Annotated in this window: 8 protein-coding genes; 7 read left to right on the forward strand and 1 reads right to left on the reverse strand. The window is 70.3% G+C overall.

Annotated features, from left to right (window positions below; genetic code table 11):
• The 6 genes from NON19_RS27285 to NON19_RS27310 all read left to right on the forward strand — a co-directional run.
• Window positions 1-899: MBL fold metallo-hydrolase (locus NON19_RS27285; RefSeq protein WP_255931767.1), on the forward strand; the 899-nt coding region annotated here is incomplete at its 5' end.
• Window positions 900-1,598: 699 nt separating this feature from the next.
• Window positions 1,599-2,453, forward strand: a complete 855-nt coding sequence (locus NON19_RS27290) for a 3-hydroxyacyl-CoA dehydrogenase family protein (RefSeq protein ID WP_255931768.1) — start codon at window positions 1,599-1,601, stop codon at window positions 2,451-2,453.
• Window positions 2,450-2,713, forward strand: coding sequence for an acyl carrier protein (locus tag NON19_RS27295; RefSeq protein ID WP_255931769.1), 264 nt, complete (start codon window positions 2,450-2,452; stop codon window positions 2,711-2,713). Before NON19_RS27290 ends, NON19_RS27295 begins: the two co-directional genes overlap by 4 nt.
• 7 nt (window positions 2,714-2,720) lie before the next feature.
• Window positions 2,721-3,830 carry an acyl-CoA dehydrogenase family protein gene (locus NON19_RS27300; RefSeq protein ID WP_255931770.1) on the forward strand — a complete coding sequence of 370 codons (1,110 nt, stop codon included), beginning with the start codon at window positions 2,721-2,723 and terminating at the stop codon, window positions 3,828-3,830.
• Window positions 3,831-3,839: 9 nt separating this feature from the next.
• A complete protein-coding gene (locus tag NON19_RS27305) occupies window positions 3,840-4,934 on the forward strand; it encodes an HAD-IIIC family phosphatase (RefSeq protein ID WP_303654398.1) in 1,095 nt (364 codons plus the stop codon).
• Between the two features lie 45 nt (window positions 4,935-4,979).
• The gene (locus NON19_RS27310; RefSeq protein ID WP_255931772.1) at window positions 4,980-5,657 is read left to right on the forward strand and encodes an O-methyltransferase; all 678 of its coding nucleotides are present in this window, start codon (window positions 4,980-4,982) and stop codon (window positions 5,655-5,657) included.
• Window positions 5,658-5,710: 53 nt separating this feature from the next.
• Here the strand turns inward: NON19_RS27310 and NON19_RS27315 are convergent, their stop codons facing one another.
• Window positions 5,711-6,934 (reverse strand): carboxymuconolactone decarboxylase family protein, encoded by a 1,224-nt coding sequence (locus tag NON19_RS27315; RefSeq protein ID WP_255931773.1) that lies wholly within the window; start codon window positions 6,932-6,934, stop codon window positions 5,711-5,713.
• Window positions 6,935-7,391: 457 nt separating this feature from the next.
• Here NON19_RS27315 and NON19_RS27320 point away from each other — a divergent pair, with 457 nt between their 5' ends.
• On the forward strand, window positions 7,392-18,983 hold the full coding sequence (locus NON19_RS27320) for a type I polyketide synthase (protein ID WP_255931774.1): 11,592 nt from the start codon (window positions 7,392-7,394) through the stop codon (window positions 18,981-18,983).
• The last annotated feature ends 75 nt before the right edge of the window (window positions 18,984-19,058 follow it).

Here is a 19,058-nt window from a genome sequence, read left to right on the forward strand (position 1 = left end):
ACACCCACCTCTCGTGGGACCTCGGGGAGGTCACCGTCCGCCGCGTCGACGAGATCGCGCTGCCCCCGCAGACCGGCCCCTGGCTCCTGCCCGAGGCCACCAAGGAGGTGATCGGCGAAGCGCCATGGCTGCGCCCCCACTTCGCCGACGCCGAGGTGCCGTACCTCGCCAGCCACACCTTCGCGGTCGAGGCCGGGGGCCTGCGCATCCTCGTGGACACCGGCATCGGCAACGGCAAGGAACGCGCCAACGACGCGTGGAACGGCCTCAACACGGACTACCTGGGGCGCCTCACGGCCGCGGGATTCGCACCCGAGTCGGTGGACCTGGTGATCATCACGCATCTGCACACCGACCACGTCGGCTGGAACACCCGCCTGGACGGAGATTGCTGGCTGCCGACCTTCCCCAACGCCCGGTACCTCACCAGCCGTACGGAGTGGGACTACTGGGCCGCGACCGACCTGGACGCCAACCGCCGGCAGATGTTCCGCGATTCGGTCCTGCCCGTCCACGACAACGGGCAGTTCGACCTCGCCGACGTCCCCGAGGGCGGACTCCAGGTGGCGCCAGGCATCCGCCTGGTCCCGGCCGCCGGCCACACCCCTGGCCAGACCGCCGTGGAACTGCACGGCGCCGACCGCTCGGCCCTGATCACCGGCGACAGCATCCACCACCCCGTGCAGCTGTCCCACCCCCACCTGACCAGCTGCGTCGACATCGACCCCGAGCAGGCCGTGAACAGTCGCCGCCGCCTCCTCGACACCCTGGCCGACACCCACGACCTGCTTCTCGGCACCCACTTCCCCCACCCCACCGCCGGCCTGGTCCGCCGTGACCAGGGCCGCTACCGCCTGCTGCCCGAGCCCGGCACTCCTACTCCGGCCGCTGCGGGGTGACCGGGTGGGGCGGTCACCGGCCAATTGCCTGTTCCGTTGTCGCCGCGTCAGGCGGTTCATCCCTGCGGTGCGGCTGCCCACACCGGACCACGAACGAGGTCGCGGTGCCAGTGCAGCGCGGTGTCCGGTCCCCCCAGCAAACGCACCTGTCGCAGCGTTTGCTGGGGGCGATGAAGCAAGGCGGCGAGGAGTATGGGGTCCGTAGGCGTGAAACAGGGGCAGGCCCCCTGGAGCTGACGCTCCGGCACCCGTGAGTTGACACCACAACGCCAGGATTTTCCACGTCCTCTTCCCGACTGCTCCTTGGCAGCAGCCGGAGCACGGTGAGAGTGTGCGTCATCGTCAGGTGGGCCAGGCCCAGCAGCACGATTGATGACCGTGCCAATGCACGCCGAGCCGCCCTGGCCAAACCACGCGATCCGTCCTCTGACATGTGCGGGTGGACTTCTCGGCACCTCCACGGTCGCCGGGTGGAAGTAGGTGGTACATCCGGCCGACGAAGTGAGGCTGGAATACTGGCCACCACAATTGCCCACTGGGGTAGTTAGGGGTTGGTCCGAAGATGGACCGCCCATAATCTCTCCAGGGAAGTTGAAATTTTCTGTCAAGTGCTGCGAGACCGGAGGCTGCGGTCGTCGGTGCCGTCCTCGTGCAGGGCTTGTTCGCTCAAATGAGGATTGGTGACAGGTGTTAGCGAATATGCAATCGCATTCGATTGCTGTGTTCGGTGCAGGTGTCATGGGCCGCAGTATCACCGCACTGGCGCTGGGCCGCGGGGTGGACGTTGTCCTGGTGGACGTCTCGGACGACGTACTGCGGGATGCCCGAGCGGAGATCACCCAGCAGATGCGGCACGGACAACTCATGGGTGCCTTCCCGGCTGACAAGACACCCGGAACATTGACGACGTCGCTGTCCAGCAAGGGTGCTGCGGACGCCGCCGTGGTGATCGAGGCGATCACCGAGGACGCCGCGCTCAAGGTACGGGTCATGGCGGAGATCTCCGGCGTGGTCCCCGCGGGTGTCCCGCTGATCACCAACACGTCCGGTATCCCCATCGCCGAACTGGCGAAGTCGGTGCAACGACCCACGGACCTGGCCGGGGTGCACTTCATGAATCCGGCCTATCTGATCGAGATGGTCGAGGTGGTCCGTGGCCCGCAGACTGGCGACGACGCCATGGCCGTCGTCCTTTCCTTTCTCGAGGGGCTGGGGAAGAAAACGGTCGTCGTCCGAGACGCGCCGGGATTCGTCACCAGCAGGCTGCTGCATCCCATGATCAACGAAGCGGCGAGAGTCGTGGCCGAGGGCACCGCGAGCGTTGAGTCCGTGGACCGGCTGATGCACGGATGTCTTGGTCATCCGACCGGTCCGCTGCGCACCGCCGATTTGATCGGACTCGACAACCTCGCGGACGCTCTGCGGCTGCTCGCCGAGCGGACCGGAAATCCCACCTTCGAGCCCTGCGAACTACTCATGGAAAAAGTGAGCCGCGGTGAGCTGGGGCGCAAGACGGGGCGCGGTTTCTACGACTACGGAGAGGTGCTTTCGTGAGCCAGGACCTGACAACCACTGCTGAGAGTATCGCGCAGACGATCGCGGCGTTCGTCTCGAAGAGAGTCGGGGCGGACGTCCCGGCCGACAAGGACCTCTTCGAGTCCGGGCTGGTGTCCTCGCTGTTCGCGATGGAACTCGTCGTGCACCTGGAGCAGGCGTTCTCCGTGCAGATCCTGGGGGACGACCTCAAGCGGGACAACTTCCGCTCCGTCCAGGCCATGACCGCCCTCGTGCTGCGGTTGAACGGCGCGGAGTAGCCCGCCGATGCCTGAATCGCTCGCAGACGCCCATGAGTTGGTCGATGACCTGGTCGGTGATCAGGCTATCGAGTGGGACCGGGCCGGTCTGATCCCCGACGGCGTTCTGCGCACACTGGCGAACCGCGGACTGCTGTGTGCGGAGGTACCGGAGGCTTCCGGCGGACTCGGGATGAGCAGCGCGGCGAACGGCGAGTTCACCGCGTTCGTCGGTAGCCGGTGCAGCTCGCTGCGCAGTGTGATGACCTCTCAGGGCATGGCCGCGTGGACGATCCAGCGCCTGGGCAGTTCGCGGCAGCACGCGGCGTACCTGCCGAGACTGGCCGGTGGCCAACTCGCCGCCGTCGCGTTCAGCGAGCCGGATGCGGGCAGCGATCTGTCGGCGATGACCACCACCATCGAACCCGACGGTGACGCCGTCGTCCTTCGCGGGCAGAAGGTCTGGACGACCGCGGCCCACTATGCCGACCTGATCGTGGTCGTCGGGCGCTACGGTTCCGGGGCCGCCGCGGTCGTGGTGCCGACGTCGGCTTCGGGCGTCACCGTGACCAGGGTTCCGCGGCCGTCCGGCTGCCGGGCGGCGGGCCACGCGGACGTACGATTCGACGACGTGCGGCTGCCAGTCATCGCGGTACTCGGCGGCGGGCAGCCGCTGATGCTCCTGGTGACGACCGCGCTGGCGTACGGGCGGATCTCGGTCGCCTGGGGCTGCGTGGGCATCCTCCGGGCCTGTCTCGACGCCGCCCGTCATCACGCCCGGACCCGGCGGCAGTTCGGCAGGCCGCTCGCCCAGCACCAGCTCGTCGGCCGTCACCTGGCGAACCTGCTCACCGGTGAGCAGATCGCCACCCGGATGTGCGAACACGCCAGCCGGTGCTGGGACAGCGGCTCTCCCGACATGGTGGTCGCCTCTGTCCTCGCCAAGCAGGTGAGCGCCGTCCAGGCCGCACAGGGCGCCGCCGCGGCCGTGCAGGTCCTGGGTTCGGTGGCCGCGCACGAGGGCCATGCGGTCGAGCGTGCGTACCGCGACGCAAAGCTCATGGAGCTCATCGAGGGCAGCACGGAGATCTGCCAGTTGATCCTCTCCGACCACGCGGTGTCCATGACGGCGAGGTGAGACGACGAGATGAGTCAAGGAGACACAGTGGCTGAACAGCCCTCGATCGTGAAGTGCCTGGTGTGGGACCTCGACAACACCCTGTGGCAGGGCACGCTGCTGGAGGACGGCGAGGTGAAGCTCCCCGACTCCGTCCGCGAGCTCATCACCGAGCTGGACAGCCGGGGCATCCTCCAATCGGTTGCCAGCAAGAACGACCACGACCAGGCATGGCAGCAGCTGGAGGCGCTGGGCGTCGCCGAGTACCTCATCCTGCCGCGCATCGGCTGGGGCCCGAAGTCCGACTCGGTACGGGAGATCGCCGACGAGCTCAACTTCGCGCTCGACACCATCGCTTTCGTCGACGACCAGCCGTCGGAGCGGGCAGAAGTCGAGTTCCATTTGCCGCAGGTCCGCTGCTACGACGCCGAGCGGTTGCCCGAGTTCGCCGCTCTGCCGGAGTTCAGCCCGGCGACGGTCACGGTGGACTCGCGCCGTCGTCGGCAGATGTATCAGGCCGGATTCCTTCGCAAGGCGGCCGAGGCGGAGTTCCAGGGGCCGAGCGACGACTTCCTGCGTTCCTTGGAACTGGAGATGCGCATCGGACGCGCCACCGAGGACGAGTTGTCCCGTGTGGAGGAACTGACGCTGCGCACAAGCCAGATGAATGCCACGGGAGTGCACTACTCCATCTCCGATCTGCGTGGGCTGCTCGTCGATCCGCGGCACGAGGTCCTGGTGACCACGCTCACCGACCGGTTCGGGCCGCACGGCGCGGTCGGCCTCCAACTGCTGGAGAGGCACGCGGCTGTGTGGAATCTGAAGCTGCTGGCCACGTCGTGCCGCGTGGTGTCATTCGGCGCTGGATCGGCGCTCCTCGGCTGGCTCGGCGACCAGGCCGCGCACGCGGGCGTCCACCTGGTCGCCGACTTCCGGCGCACCGAACGCAACCGGATGATGGAGATCGCCTACCGTCTCGCCGGCTTCACCGACGAGCCCTGCGACTGCAGGGCCGGGCTGACCGCGCCCGCTCAGGAGGACATCCAGCGGCTACATCTGCTTCCGACGCCTTGCGACCCCCCGCCCACGATGAAGTTGCACACCGTCAGCCTCCAAAGCGCCTGAGTGCGGGCGCCCTCGACCGGTCCGATCAGAGAAGAAGGATGGCGCATGGCGAACCAGCTAGGTCTCCCGGCAAGACTCTCGGAGTACATCCGGGAGTCCTCCCTGCGAGAGGACGAAGTCCTGCGACAGTTGCGCGAGACGACGTCGGAACTCCCAGCGGGCAGCGCATTGCAGGTGATGCCGGAGGAAGGGCAGTTGCTGACGCTGCTGGCCGGTCTCACTAGGGCCCGCAAGATCCTTGAGATCGGTACGTACACCGGGTACAGCACCCTGTGCCTGGCCCGCGCGCTCGCGCCCGGCGGACGGCTGGTCACCTGCGACATCACCCACCGTTGGCCGCGAATCGGCGCCGAGTACTGGACCAAGGCGGGCGTCGACGGGCGGATCGACCTGCGCATCGGTGACGCGGCGAACACCCTCGAGGCCCTCCTCGCGGACGAGGGCCCCGGCACGTTCGACTTCGTCTTCATCGACGCCGACAAGCAGCGCTACTCGGACTACTACGAGTCGGCGCTGTCCCTCGTCGGCGACCACGGCCTGATCGTGGTCGACAACACCCTGTTCTTCGGCAAGGTCGTGGACCCCGAGGCCCAGGACCCGGACACCACCGCGATCCGCGCGTTCAACACGCTGGTCCGCGACGACCCGCGGGTGGAGACGTCCCTGGTCCCTATGGCGGACGGCATCACGCTGATCCGGAAGAAGCAACGGACGGGGGAGTGAAGCCCTCCGCCCCGGCCTGCCGGGCTTCACTCTGCCCGCCGCGAGTGCCGGGCTCAGCCGACCACCCTCGGCACGTACGCGGCGTGAGTCCCGTCGGCGTAGCGGCACAGTTCGACGCCGTACACCTCGGCGGGATAGAGCTGCCGACCGAGGAATTCGATGACCCGGTTGAATTCCGGCGGAAACTGGCTGGCCACGATGGCCATACGAAGTCTGCCGACAGCGAGATTCGCTTCAAGCGTGCGCAGAAACGAACTCTCGCCGAGGAAATAGCCTATTTGCGTTAGCAAATATTCGCCAGTGCTGTTGTGTAGCTGTGATGTGTACTCAAGCGACCGTTGCAGTATGTGCAGCGGCCAGTTTCGAGCACCGCTGCTCGCGTGGTCGAGTGTTTTCCCGAGGGCGTCGTTCTCATTCCATGTGTCGTGTGGCTCCACTACTTCGACCAGTGTCGGCACGCCTTTGGAATCGGCGAACAGGTGGGTGGAACTGAAGGAGTAGCCGTCCGTGTCCGGCATGACGTCCGCGGGGTTCCTGCGGATCAGCAGTAGCCGGGAGTCGGCGTCGTGCGCGTTGCCGACCGCGGACAGCAGGTCCGGGTAGCGGACGAGGATCTCGTGCAGGGGCGGTTCGGGGTGGGCCGTCGTCGGTGTGAGCAGGGTGAGCCCCGCGCCGTTCTGCAGCACGATGCGCCGGTTCCGCGCTTCGGCGCGCGGTGTCGGCGGGCGCGACCCCTGCGGGCGCGCATGCCTGCCCGACTTCATCTGCCCTGGGTCCGCGGGCAGCACCGCCGGGCGTTCCAGCCAGGGGTCGATCGGGGTGACGGAGGAGTTCAGGATGAAGGCCAGCGTCTTGTACGTCCCGGTGAGGGCCAGTAGTTCGAGGAATTGCTCCTCGGTGTAGCGCTCGGCGAGTCGTTTCCAGGTGCTGTCCGAGATCACGGATCCGGTGTGGAGTTCGTCGACGGCTGTGAGGAGGGCGGCTTCGAAGAGTGTCCACTCGGAGGTGTCCTCTGAGGCGACCCGGGCGATCTCCGTTTCGCTCAACCCGACGAGGAGTCCCGCGGGGTGGTGGTGGGCCCAGATGTACGGGGCTTGGGAACGCCATGCCGTGCGCAGGATGACGAGTTCGCGCTCGCGTGCCGGGAGGACTTCGCCGGTGACGTGCTCTATCAGCGGCTGGATCGCGGGCAGCAGCGTCGGATGGTTGGCCATGGTCCGCGTGACGTTCGGCGGGGGCCGGTCCGCGAGGAGCCCGTTCAGCGCCTCCTTGGCCATCCGGGCATAGTCCTGGCCGGCGGGTGTGACGGCGAATTCCTCCGCGTCCTGTGGATCGATCCTGGGGCGCATTCCCTCTTCCTCAAGCTCGCTCGTGTGTCGGCGTTTCAAGGGTGGGCGACTCGGTGGCGGAAGCCCAATTCGGCCGAGAGGTCCCCACGATAATGCAACGGTAAGGGCTCTCATGCATCGAGGATCGGGCATAGGGGTACCCGTCGTCGTGACGAGTAGGGGTAGGGGATGTGATTGCAATAGCAAAGAACACATGTCGATTGAGTGCCTCAAAATCAAACCGAAAGCGATTGGCGACACACGGGTTCCCCTGTAGCATCGCGCTTTGTTGGTCACGACTCGAACGGCGGTTCGGCGCCGCCGGATCCTTGGAGAACGGGCGTGTGGCGACACCTGCCCTCTCCCTGCCGAGCCTGCTGAGACGAAGAGTTAGGGGAGCGGTGCCGTGAGCCGATCCGAGTCCGTCCGCGCGAGCGACAACGCCATCGCGGTGGTGGGGGTGGCCTGCCGGTTGCCGTCCGCAGAGGATCCCCAGCGGTTCTGGCGGCTGCTGACCGGCGGGACGAGCGCGGTGGCGCACGTACCGCCGGGTCGGTGGAGCAACGAGGCACCGGCCTCCGGTACGACGGGGCGGGGTGCCTTCCTGGACGAAGTCGACCGTTTCGACGCCGAGTTCTTCGGGATCTCTCCCCGTGAGGCTCGGTCGATGGACCCGCAGCAGCGTCTCGCGCTGGAGCTGGGCTGGGAGGTCCTAGAGGATGCGGGCGTCCTGCCAGCCGCGCTACGGGGCAGCGACACCGGGGTGTTCGTCGGCGTGACCGCGGACGACTACAGCGCACTGGACCGGCGCAGGGGACCGTCGGCGGTCGGGCACCACACCCTCACCGGCCTGAACCGCAGCGTGATCGCGAACCGAATCTCCTACTTCCTGGGGTTCCGAGGGCCGAGCCTGGTGGTGGACACCGGGCAGTCATCCTCGCTCGTGGCGGTGCACCTGGCGTGCGAGAGCCTGCGGCGCGGGGAGTCGGCGACGGCGCTGGCCGGGGGTGTACACCTCAACCTGGTACGGGACAGTGCGGTTGCGGCGGACCAGCTCGGTGCCCTGTCCCCGGACGGCCGCTGCTTCACCTTCGACGAACGCGCCAACGGGTACGTGCGCGGCGAGGGCGCGGGAATGGTGCTGCTCAAGCCGCTGGCCAGGGCACTGGCTGACGGCGATGAGATCTACTGCGTCATCGAGGGGAGCGCGGTCAACAACGACGGCCCGGCCGAAGGGCTGACGACACCCGATCCACGCGGGCAGCAGGCGGTGTTGCGGGCGGCGTGCCGACGTGCGGGCGTGGACCCGGCCGAGGTGCAGTACGTGGAGCTGCACGGGACCGGAACCCGGGTGGGCGACCCGGTGGAGGCGGCGGCGCTCGGTGCCTTCTACGGGGCGGGCCGCCTCGCGGACAGTCCGCTGCTGGTCGGCTCGGTGAAGACGAACGTGGGGCATCTGGAGGGCGCCGCGGGCATCACCGGCTTGATGAAGGTCGTGCTGTCGCTGCGGAACGGCGAGCTGCCGGCGAGCTTGAACTTCGAACGGCCCAACTCGCGGATCCGCTTCGACGAATGGCGCCTGGAGGTGGTGACGGCGACCCGCCCCTGGCCCTACCGCGACGGCCGGGCGTTGGCCGGGGTGTCCTCGTTCGGCATGGGCGGCACCAACTGCCACCTGATCGTGTCCGCCGCCGAGCCAGCGCCCGGGATGGTGCCCGCGGACGCGGGAGCCAATGACGTCAGCGGCACTGTGCCGTGGCCGCTGTCGGGGCGAACCCCGGACGCCCTCCGCGCGCAGGCCGCCGACCTGGCCCGCCACATGGAGGAGAACCGGCACCTCGATCCGGTGGATGTGGGTTTCTCCCTGGCGGCCACCCGGACCGCTTTCGACCAGCGTGCCGTCGTCCTCGCACCGGGCCGTACAAGTGGACTGGGTGCGCTGGAGGCGCTGGCCGACGGGGCGTCAGTTCCCGGCGTGGTGCGGGGGACCGCCGACGTCGAGGGCAAGACGGTGTTCGTCTTCCCCGGCCAAGGCTCGCAGTGGGCGGGCATGGGCGCCCAGTTGATGGTGGAGTCCCCGGCGTTCGCCGAGCGGCTAGCCGACTGCGCCGCCGCGCTCGCGCCCCATGTGGACTGGTCGCTGCTGGAGGTGTTGCAGCAGGCCGACGGGGCGCCGTCGCTGGAGCGGGTGGATGTGGTCCAGCCCGTCTCCTGGGCGGTGATGGTGTCCCTCGCGGCGCTGTGGCAGGCGCACGGGGTGCTCCCGGACGCGGTGGTGGGGCATTCGCAAGGGGAGATCGCGGCGGCGTGCGTGTCCGGCTCGCTGTCACTTCAGGACGCGGCGCGGGTCGTGGCGCTGCGCAGCCGGATCATCGCCCGCCGACTGGCGGGGGAGGGCGGCATGCTGTCGGTGCCGTTGCCGCAGGCCGAGGTCGAGGCACGACTGTCCCGCTGGGACGGCCGGATCTCGGTCGCGGCGGTCAACGGGCCCGCCTCGGTTGTGGTCTCCGGTGGACCGGAGCCGCTGGACGCGCTGTTCGAGGAACTCGCGGGCGCCGGCGTACGGGTACGCCGTATCGCGGTGGACTACGCCTCCCACTCGGCACAGGTCGAGCAGGTACGTGAGGAGTTGACGACCGCGCTGGAGGGTATCGTCCCGAACCGTGCACAGGTGCCGTTCTTCTCCACGGTGACCGGCGGGTGGCTGGACACCACCGCCATGGACGCCGGGTACTGGTACCGAAACCTGCGACAGACCGTCGGTTTCGCACCGGCGGTGCGGGCGTTGCTGGGGCAGGGCTACCGGTTCTTCGTCGAGGTCAGCTCCCACCCCGTGCTGACCGGCGGAATCCAGGAGATCACCGATGGGGTCGGCGCCCGGGCGGTGGCCGTCGGCACGCTGCGCCGGGATCTGGGCGGCAGGGACCGGTTCCTGACCTGTCTGGCGGAGTTGTACGTCGGTGGGGCGCCAGTCGACTGGTCGCGGACGTTCGCCGGGACCGGCGCCCGGCGGGTGGCCCTGCCGACTTACGCGTTCCAGCGGGAGCGGTACTGGCTCCCGGAGCCGACCAGCGGTGCCGCGCCGCAGGAGGCAGGCGAGGTCGCGCCGGTGTCTGGGAGCGGGCAGGCCGTCGTGGTGGATGGGCACGCTGCCGGTATGGAGCAGGTTCGCGTGGGATCCGACGCCGCGTGGACGCGCGCCGGACTGGCGCGGCTGGTGCGTACGGAGACCGCGGTCGTGCTCGGCCACTCCTCCGCGGACCAGATGAACCCGGCGCGCTCCTTCCGGGAGCTGGGCTTCGACTCGGCCATGACGGTGGAGCTGGTGACCCGTCTGAGGGCCGCCACCGGACTGCGTATGGCCAACACCGTGCTGTTCGACCACCCCACGCCAGACCGGATCGCGGATCATCTGGCCGCTGGGTTCACCCGCCCGGCAACCGGTGGTGTGCCGCCGGAGCCCGGCGCCGTCGAGGCGGACGATCCGGTCGTGATCGTGGGCATGGCCTGCCGCTTCCCCGGCGGGGTGGCCTCGCCGGAGGAGCTGTGGGACCTGATCTCGGGCGAGACGGACGCCATCTCCGCGATGCCCACCGACCGCGGGTGGGCGTCGGAGATGCTGGCGACCGGCAGGCCGGGCGGGTTTTTGTACGACGCGGACCGTTTCGATGCGGCGCTGTTCGGGATCTCGCCGCGTGAGGCGCAGGCGATGGACCCGCAGCAGCGGCTGGCGCTGGAGGTGAGCTGGGAGGCCGTGGAGCGGGCCGAGATAGCTCCGTCGTCCCTGCACGGCAGCCGGACCGGGGTGTTCGTGGGGGCGATGGCCCAGGACTACGGTCCGCGGTTGAAGGACACCGCCGGTGACGCGGAAGGGTATCTGCTGACCGGTACCTCGCCGAGCGTCCTTTCCGGCCGGATCGCCTACACCCTGGGGCTGCGGGGTCCGGCGCTGACCGTGGACACGGCCTGCTCCTCATCGCTGGTGGCGTTGCATCTCGCAGCGCAGGCGCTGAGGGCCGGCGAGTGCTCCCTGGCCCTGGCCGGCGGTGTCACCGTGATGTCCGAGCCGGGGATCTTCATGGAGTTCGCCCGGCAGGGCGGTCTGTCACCCGACGGCCGCTGCAAGGCGTACGCGGAGGCCGCGGACGGCACCGGGTGGTCCGAGGGCGTGGGCATCCTGGTGCTGCAACGGCTCTCGGACGCGATCCGGGACGGCCACCATGTGCTGGCGGTCCTGCGCGGTTCCGCGGTCAACTCCGACGGCGCGTCGAACGGCTTGACCGCGCCGAGTGGGGTCTCGCAGCGGCAGGTGATCCGCCAGGCCCTGGGCGCTGCGGGCTTGGTGCCCTCGGACGTGGACGCGGTGGAGGGGCACGGCACCGGCACCCGGCTGGGTGACCCGATCGAGGCTCAGGCGCTGTTGGCCACCTACGGGCATGACCGGGACCGTCCGCTGCTGCTGGGGTCGTTGAAGTCCAACATCGGGCACACCCAGGCCGCCTCCGGTGTCGCGGGGGTCATCAAGATGGTCCTGGCGATGCGGCATGGTGTGCTGCCTCGGACGCTGCACGTGGACGCGCCTTCGTCGCAAGTGGACTGGTCGGCCGGTGCCGTGGAACTGCTCACCGAAACCGTTCCGTGGCCGCGGGCTGAGCGGCCCCGCCGTGCGGGTGTGTCGTCGTTCGGGATCAGCGGCACGAATGCGCACGTGATCATCGAGCAGCCGCCACAGAACCGGCCCGCTCGTCCCGCTGTGCCCGCACCGGCCGCGCTCCCGGCACAGGCCGGGCCCGCGGTGGTGCCGTGGCCGGTGTCGGCACGTACCGAGGCGGCGCTTGAGGCCGGGCTGGATCGGCTGACCGCCTTCGTGGCCGAGACCGGCGCGGCGGCGCCGGACGTCGGCTACTCGCTGGCGACGACACGCTCCGAGCTGGAGCACCGGGCGGTCCTGCTGGCGACGACGGGCACGGACGGCACCGTGCGCGGTGACGGGCAGGCCGCGCGGGTGGCCGGGGGCACCGCGGTCGGCGACCCCGGCCCCGTGGCGCTACTGTTCGCGGGCCAGGGCGCGCAGCGGCTGGGTATGGGCCGCGACCTGTACGCGCGGTTCCCTGTGTTCGCGGCGGCATGGGACGAGGTCTGCACGCTGCTGGACGAGCAGCTGGAGCGGCCGCTGCGCGAAGTGGTGTTCGGCGACGACGCGGGGCCGCTGAACCGTACCGAGTACGCCCAGCCCGCGCTGTTCGCCCTTGAGGTGGCCCTCTTCCGGCTGGTGGAGTCCTGGGGGGCGGTGCCCGACGTCCTGGTCGGGCACTCGGTCGGTGAGATCTCGGCGGCACACGTGGCCGGAGTGCTGTCCCTGCAGGACGCGTGCACGCTCGTCGCCGCCCGCGGACGGCTGATGCAGGCCCTGCCGGAAGGCGGCGCCATGGTCGCACTGCGGGCCACCGAGGCCGAGGTGGCGCCGCTGCTCGCCGCTTCTGGGGGCCGGGTGGGGCTGGCCGCGGTCAACGGCCCGCAGGCCGTGGTGGTCTCCGGAGAGACCGCCGCGGTCGAGGCGATCGCGGACCGGTTCGCGGCCGACGGGCGCAAGGCGACGCGGTTGCGGGTCAGTCACGCGTTCCATTCCCCGCTGATGACGCCGATGTTGGACGGCTTCCGCACGGTCGTCGAGCGCCTGGCTCTGGGCGAGCCTCGTATCCCGATCGTCTCGACCGTCACCGGGGAGGAGATCGACGCGGAGCGGATCTGCACTCCCGGCCACTGGGTGGAGCACGTCGGGCTGACCGTGCGGTTCGCCGACGCGATCGCCGCGGCGGCCGCGACCGGAGCGCGCACCTTCTTGGAACTGGGACCGGACGCGACGCTGTCCGCGCTGGTCCAGGACGTCCTGATCGGCGCGGAGGACGTCGAGGCGGTGCCGCTGCTGGGCCGAGACCGCGGTGAGGAGGCCACGGCGGTGACGGCGGCTGCCCGGCTGTACGTCCGCGGCGTGCCGGTGCGGTGGGCCGAGTTGTTCGCCGGGACCGGTGCGCGCCGCATCGCGCTGCCGACTTATGCCTTCCAGCGCGACCGGTACTGGATCGCTTCCACAGACACTGGCCCGGCGGCCGGGGTGGTCTGCGCAGGCCTGGACAGTGCCGCGCCCGCCCGTCGGACCGCCGCCACCGAGGCCTCCGACCCGCTGGCCGGGCTGACGGGCGACCAGGCCCGGGCCCATCTGCTGCAGTTGCTGCGCGAGGAGGCCGCCGCGGTGCTGGGACTGGCGGGCCCGGCGGCGGTCGCGGCCGGACGGTCGTTCAAGGACCTGGGCTTCGACTCCCTGACCGCCAACCAGTTGCGCAACGCCCTGCGCGAACGCACGGGCCTGCGCCTCCCCTCAACACTGGTCTACGACCACCCGACCCCCGAAGCACTGGCCGCCCACCTGATGACCAGGCTGGATGGTGGGACCGGCGAGCGGCACCAGGGCGCCGCACCGGCCCTGGCCACGACGCGCGGCCCGGCGGCCGGGACGCCCGATGCCGAGCCGATCGCGATCATCGGAATGAGCTGCCGCTTCCCCGGCCGGGTGCGTTCGCCCGAGGACCTGTGGGAGCTGCTGGTGACGGGCACGGACGCCGTCTCGCCGCTGCCCGCCGACCGCGGCTGGGACCCGGATGTCTACCACCCCGACCCGGAGCGGGCTGGCAAGACCTCCGCGGGGGCGGGTGGCTTCCTCGACGGGGCCGCCGGATTCGACGCGGGATTCTTCGGGATCTCCCCGCGTGAGGCGGCTGCGATGGACCCTCAGCAGCGGATACTGCTGGAGCTCGCCTGGGAGGCGTTCGAACGCGCCGGGCTCGACCCGGCCTCCCTGCGCGGAAGCACGACCGGCACGTTCGTCTCCGCGCTCCCCCAGACCTACGGTGCGGGAGCCTCGGCGGACGCCGACGGATACCAGCTCACCGGAACGATCCCCAGCGTGCTGTCGGGCCGTCTGGCCTACTTCTTCGACTTGGCCGGGCCCTCGGTGACGGTGGACACGGCCTGTTCCTCCTCCCTGGTCGCGCTCCACACCGCGTGCCAGTCGCTGCGTTCGGGGGAAAGCAGCTTCGCTCTGACAGGCGGTGCGACGGTGCTGGCCAGCCCGGACGTGATGGTCTCGTTGAGTCGACACCGGGTCATGGCGCCGGACGGGCGGTGCAAGCCGTTCGCCGAGACGGCGGACGGCATGGGCATCGCCGAAGGCGCTGGCCTGCTGGTGCTGGAGAGGCTCTCGGACGCCCTGCGGCACGGCCACCAGGTGCTGGCCGTGATCCGTGGGTCGGCGGTGAACTCCGACGGTGCCTCCAACGGGCTGACCGCGCCCAGCGGTCCGGCGCAGCAGCGGGTCATCCGGCAGGCCCTGGCCAACAGCGGACTTGCCGCGTCCGAAGTCGACGCCGTCGAGGCACACGGTACCGGCACCGCGCTGGGCGATCCGATAGAGGCGCACGCACTGTCGGCCACCTACGGCCAGGACCGTGGCGGCAACCCGCCATTGCTGGTCGGCTCGATCAAGTCCAACATCGGGCACACCCAGACCGCCGCCGGTGTCGCGGGTGTCATCAAGATGGTGATGGCGCTGCAGCACGGCCAGCTGCCCAAGACGCTGCACGTCACCGAGCCGTCTTCGCGCATCGACTGGAACGCGGGCGCGCTCCGTCTGCTGAACGAGACCACGCCGTGGCCCCTTCTCGGCCGACCGCGGCGGTGCGCGGTCTCGGCATTCGGTATGAGCGGCACCAACGCGCACGCCATCCTTGAACAGGCTCCCACGCTCGCCGATCAGCCCGTGAGCGGGACCAACGCGCTGGCCGGACTCGTCCCGGCGCCCGCCGACCAGCCCCTGCCGGGCCCGGCATCGGGCGACCCGGTGGCCTGGCCGCTCTCGGGCAAGTCCACCGCCGCGCTACGCGCCCAGGCCCGGAAACTCCTCACCCACCTGGAGAACCACCCCGAGCTGCGGCTCATCGACGTCGGATACTCGCTAGCGACGACCCGTACCGCGTTCGAGCACCGGGCGGTGCTGGTCGGCGATGACCGCGCGGCGTTGCACGAGAGCCTGACCGCCCTGGCCCAGGGCACCCCGCATCCCGGTGTGCTGCGGGGAACCGCGCCCGAACGCGGCCCGGTGGTGTTCGTCTTCCCCGGTCAGGACGCGGCCTGGCCCGGAATGGCGGCCAAGCTCCTGGACGCCTCGCCCGTCTTCGCCGCCCGCGCCGAGGAGTGCCAGGCGGCCCTGGCCCCCTACGTCGACTGGTCGCTCGCCGACGTGATGCGTGGCGAGCGTGGTGCGCCTCCGTTCGAGGGGCGGCCCGACGTGCAGCAGCCCGTGCTGTGGGCCGTCATGGTCTCTCTCGCCGCTGTGTGGCGTTCGCTCGGGGTCGAGCCTGCTGCGGTTGTCGGTCATTCCCAGGGTGAGGTCGCTGCCGCCTGCGTCAGCGGCGGTTTGTCCCTGGAGGACGGTGCCCGTGTGGTGGCGCTGCGCAGCCGCCTGATCCGTGAACGGTTGTCCGGAAGCGGCGCGATGATGTCGGTGATGGCCCCGCCCGAGCAGGTCCAGGCGGTGCTGGACGAGGTCGGCGGCGCGGTTTCGATCGCGGCGGTCAACGGCCCGAGGATCGTGACGATCTCCGGCGACCCGGCCGCTCTGAACGAGGTCGAGCGCGGCCTGTCCGCTGCCGGGCTCATGCGCTGGCGGCTTCCCGGGGTGGACTTCGCCGCCCACTCCGCGCACATCGACCAGATCGAGCCCGAATTGCTGGAGCTGTTGGCCGACGTAACGCCCCGCGCGTCGCAGGTGCCGTTCTACTCCACGGTGACCGGAGGCCGCCTGGACACCAAGGAACTGGACGCCCGCTACTGGTGCCGCAACCTGCGCGAGACCGTGTCCTTCGCCGAGACGATGACGGGCCTGGTGCGCGAGGGGCACGGCGTCATGATCGAGGTCAGCCCGCATCCCGTGCTCGCGGTCGGCACCATCGAGATCATCGAGAACGCGGGCAGCCTCGCGGTCACCCTGGGCACACTGCGCCGCGACGACGGCGGATGGGACCGCGTCGTGCGCTCGCTGGGGGAGGCCCACGCCCACGGGGTGCCCGTCGACTGGCCGACGGTGCTGGCCGGTGGCCGCGCGGTGGACCTGCCGACCTACGCTTTCCAGCACGAGTCCTACTGGACCGCCCCGCCCACCCCGGCACCCCACACATCCGGCTCCGCCGCCGGACCGCTGTGGGAGGTGGTGGACCAGCAGGACGCCGCTGCCCTCGCCACGCTCATCGGTCTCGACGCCGAACACAAGGACGCTCTCGACGCGGTACTCCCCGCGCTGTCCGCCTGGCGCAAGCGGCAGGACCAGCACGCCCTGGTCAGTACCCGCCGCTACCGGACGGCCTGGACCCCCCTGCGCGTCCCCACCGACCCGACCCTGACCGGCACCTGGCTGGCCGTCACCACCGGCGGTGCCGACGACGCGGACGTATTGGACGCCCTGACCGCACACGGCGCCCGACTCCGCCGCGTGGTCCTCGACAAGACCTGCACCGCCCCCGAGACACTCACGGCACGACTCGGCGACCTCGACGGTACTGCCGGAGTGCTCTCGCTCCTCGCCGCGGCCGAGGAAGCCGACGCCGACCAGACCGCACTACCCGTCGGCCTGGCCCTGACCGTCTCCCTGACCCAGGCCCTGATGGCCTCCGGTACCCGGACGCCGTTGTGGACGGTGACACGCGCCGCGGTCTGCACCGGCCCGGGCGACCCGGTACGCAACCCGCGCCAGGCCATGACCCTCGGACTCGCGCGTACCGCCACCCTGGAAGCACCCTCGCTGCGCGGCGGACTGGCCGACCTACCTGAGCGGCTCGATGCCGAGACAGCCAGCCGGTTCGCCTCGCTGCTCTCGCAGGGCCCGGGTGAGGACCAGGCGGCGGTGCGCTCTTCGGGCGTCCTCGTTCGGCGCTTGGTGAAGGCACCCGCACGGGCCGGCTCCCCCGCCACCTGGACACCCCGTGGCACGACTTTGATCACCGGCGGTACCGGAGCCCTGGGCGGCAGGACCGCCCGCTGGCTCGCCCGGCAGGGTGCCGAGCACCTGGTACTGCTCAGCCGCCGCGGCCCCGCCGCACCCGGTGCCGCCGAGTTGATGGCGGAGCTGAACGCCCAGGGGACGACCGCCGAGACGGTGTCCTGCGACCTGACTGACAAGGACGCCGTGGCCGCCGTAATTGACGAGCTGTCAGCGAACGGTACCCCGGTGCGCTCGGTGTTCCACCTGGCCGGTACCCGCGCCCTCGGCCCGCTCGCCACGGCCAGTCTCGACCATGTCGCCGACGCGGTGCACGCCAAGGTGGCTGGTGCCACGCACCTCGACGAACTCCTCGGCGACACCGAACTGGACGCCTTCGTCCTGCCCTCGTCGGTGGCCGGAACCTGGGGCGTGGGCGACCACGCCGCCCAGGCGGCGGCCGGTGCGTACCTGGAGGCGCTGGCGGCACGGCGTCGCGCCCGCGGTGCCTGCGCGACAGCGATCTTCTTCGGCCCCTGGGAAGAAGCCCGCGAGCAACTGGGCGAACGCGCCAGCGAGCGGCTCCTTCGCACCGGGGTGTCCTTCCTTGATGGCGGCATGGCCCTGGCTGGCCTCGCCCAAGCACTCCACGAGGACGAAAGCGCGTTGACGGTCGCCGACATCGACTGGAAGCGCTACCTCCCCGTCGTCACCACAGCAGGCCCCAACCCTCTCTTCAGCGAACTGCCCGAGGCCCAAGACCTCGCCGAGTCCGATCCCACCACCGCGAACGGCGAGTTCACGACGCGGCTACGGAGCCTCCCGGCCACCGAGCAGCGGCGACTGCTCCTGGACCTGATACGCAACGAGGCCGCGGCAGCGCTCGGCCACGCATCCGGCGACGCGGTCGCCGAGCACGCGGCATTCCGCGACCACGGGATGGATTCCCTGGCGGCGGTCGACCTGCGCAACCGGCTCGCTGCGGCGACCGGCACCGCCCTGCCCAGCACCGCCGTCCTTACCCACCCCACCCCGGCCGACCTGGCCAGCCACCTCCTCGACCACCTGGCCACCATGCCGACACCCAACCAGGGCACCGTCGGCGCCTCCCCGACGGACCTGGTCGTCCGCCTCCACCGCGAGGCTGTTCGAACCAGCCGCCTGGAGGACGCCGACGCCCTGCTGTCCAGCCTCGCCGCCCTGAGGCCCAAGAGCACCGAGCCCCTCCCGCCCATCGTGGACCGGCTCACCGCCAGCACCTCGGGCCCCCGCCTGATCTGCGTGGCCCCGGTCGTGCCCCTGACCGGCCCGGACACCTACTTCGCACTCGCCCAAGCTCTCCCCGAACACTGGGCTATCTCCTGTCTCACGCCCCCCGGCTTCGGCAGGGACGAGGCCCTGCCCGCCACCCGCGAAGCACTCGTGGCAGGGCTGGCACGGGCCGTGGACGCCGAAACCAGCAGCGACAGCACCGCCAGCAACGCGGCCGCCGAGCCGGTGGTCCTCCTGGGCACCTCATCCGGCGGCATCCTTGCCCACGAAACCGCCCGTTACCTCGCTGACCACGGCACCGCTGTGCAGGCCGTCATCCTCCTGGACACCTACGACCTGCAAACCCCCACCGCCCGCGCGCTCCTTCCCCATCTGTGGCACGGCCTGTACGAGCGCGAGCAGCTCACCGGCGGCTACACCGCCACCGCCTTGTCCGCCTATGCCTGGACCGAACGACTCCTCCGCACCTGGACCCCTGAGCCCGCCCCCTTCCCGACCCTGCTCCTACAGGCATCGGAGCTCTTCCCGGTCCCGCCGGGAACGGACACGGGACCGCACGGCTGGCAGACCACTCTTCCCCACATCACCACCACTCTCACTACGCCAGGCAACCACTTCACCCTCATCAACCAGCACGCTCTCACCGCCGCAACCCACATCACCGACTGGCTCAGTGAACGGGGGTGCACCGGCTGAACGACTCTGCCGCCTCTCGGCGGCAGACCCCCTCAGAAGAGTCCGGCGACCTTGTAGGTGCCGGAAAGTACATCC

The organism is Streptantibioticus rubrisoli, assembly GCF_024436055.1.
Taxonomy (GTDB): Bacteria; Actinomycetota; Actinomycetes; order Streptomycetales; family Streptomycetaceae; genus Streptantibioticus_A; species Streptantibioticus_A rubrisoli.

Coding starts and splice junctions, on each gene's coding strand:
- NON19_RS27290 (WP_255931768.1), top strand. CDS start 1,599: ATGCAATCGCATTCGATTGCTGTGTTCGGTGCAGGTGTCATGGGCCGC.
- NON19_RS27300 (WP_255931770.1), top strand. CDS start 2,721: ATGCCTGAATCGCTCGCAGACGCCCATGAGTTGGTCGATGACCTGGTC.
- NON19_RS27305 (WP_303654398.1), top strand. CDS start 3,840: ATGAGTCAAGGAGACACAGTGGCTGAACAGCCCTCGATCGTGAAGTGC.
- NON19_RS27310 (WP_255931772.1), top strand. CDS start 4,980: ATGGCGAACCAGCTAGGTCTCCCGGCAAGACTCTCGGAGTACATCCGG.
- NON19_RS27315 (WP_255931773.1), bottom strand. CDS start 6,934: ATGGCCAAGGAGGCGCTGAACGGGCTCCTCGCGGACCGGCCCCCGCCG.